Raw genomic sequence first — 1,561 nt, forward strand, 5'->3', positions numbered from 1 at the left:
AAAAACTTTAATTGAAGAGTTTGATCATGGCTCAGATTGAACGCTGGCGGCAGGCCTAACACATGCAAGTCGAGCGGTAACAGAAAGAAGCTTGCTTCTTTGCTGACGAGCGGCGGACGGGTGAGTAATGCCTGGGAAATTGCCCTGATGTGGGGGATAACCATTGGAAACGATGGCTAATACCGCATAATAGCTTCGGCTCAAAGAGGGGGACCTTCGGGCCTCTCGCGTCAGGATATGCCCAGGTGGGATTAGCTAGTTGGTGAGGTAAGGGCTCACCAAGGCGACGATCCCTAGCTGGTCTGAGAGGATGATCAGCCACACTGGAACTGAGACACGGTCCAGACTCCTACGGGAGGCAGCAGTGGGGAATATTGCACAATGGGCGCAAGCCTGATGCAGCCATGCCGCGTGTATGAAGAAGGCCTTCGGGTTGTAAAGTACTTTCAGCAGTGAGGAAGGCAGTGAGTTTAATACGCTYATTGTTTGACGTTAACTGCAGAAGAAGCACCGGCTAACTCCGTGCCAGCAGCCGCGGTAATACGGAGGGTGCGAGCGTTAATCGGAATTACTGGGCGTAAAGCGCATGCAGGTGGTCTGTTAAGTCAGATGTGAAAGCCCAAGGCTTAACCTTGGAATCGCATTTGAAACTGGCAGGCTAGAGTACTGTAGAGGGGGGTAGAATTTCAGGTGTAGCGGTGAAATGCGTAGAGATCTGAAGGAATACCGGTGGCGAAGGCGGCCCCCTGGACAGATACTGACACTCAGATGCGAAAGCGTGGGGAGCAAACAGGATTAGATACCCTGGTAGTCCACGCCGTAAACGATGTCTACTTGGAGGTTGTGGCCTTGAGCCGTGGCTTTCGGAGCTAACGCGTTAAGTAGACCGCCTGGGGAGTACGGTCGCAAGATTAAAACTCAAATGAATTGACGGGGGCCCGCACAAGCGGTGGAGCATGTGGTTTAATTCGATGCAACGCGAAGAACCTTACCTACTCTTGACATCCATAGAACTTAGCAGAGATGCTTTGGTGCCTTCGGGAACTATGAGACAGGTGCTGCATGGCTGTCGTCAGCTCGTGTTGTGAAATGTTGGGTTAAGTCCCGCAACGAGCGCAACCCTTATCCTTGTTTGCCAGCGAGTAAAGTCGGGAACTCCAGGGAGACTGCCGGTGATAAACCGGAGGAAGGTGGGGACGACGTCAAGTCATCATGGCCCTTACGAGTAGGGCTACACACGTGCTACAATGGCATATACAGAGGGCGGCCAACTTGCGARAGTGAGCGAATCCCAAAAAGTATGTCGTAGTCCGGATTGGAGTCTGCAACTCGACTCCATGAAGTCGGAATCGCTAGTAATCGTGGATCAGAATGCCACGGTGAATACGTTCCCGGGCCTTGTACACACCGCCCGTCACACCATGGGAGTGGGCTGCAAAAGAAGCAGGTAGTTTAACCTTCGGGAGGACGCTTGCCACTTTGTGGTTCATGACTGGGGTGAAGTCGTAACAAGGTAGCGCTAGGGGAACCTGGCGCTGGATCACCTCCTTACACGATGATG

1 rRNA gene is annotated in these 1,561 nt (G+C 52.8%); it reads left to right on the forward strand.

Features of this window, described 5'->3' with window-relative positions:
* The first annotated feature begins 8 nt into the window (after positions 1 to 8).
* Positions 9 to 1,551 (forward strand): 16S ribosomal RNA (locus EES38_RS21595).
* Positions 1,552 to 1,561: the final 10 nt, after the last annotated feature.

Origin of the sequence: Vibrio viridaestus (assembly GCF_003856525.1) — a bacterium.
In the GTDB taxonomy this organism is placed as follows: Bacteria; Pseudomonadota; Gammaproteobacteria; order Enterobacterales; family Vibrionaceae; genus Vibrio; species Vibrio viridaestus.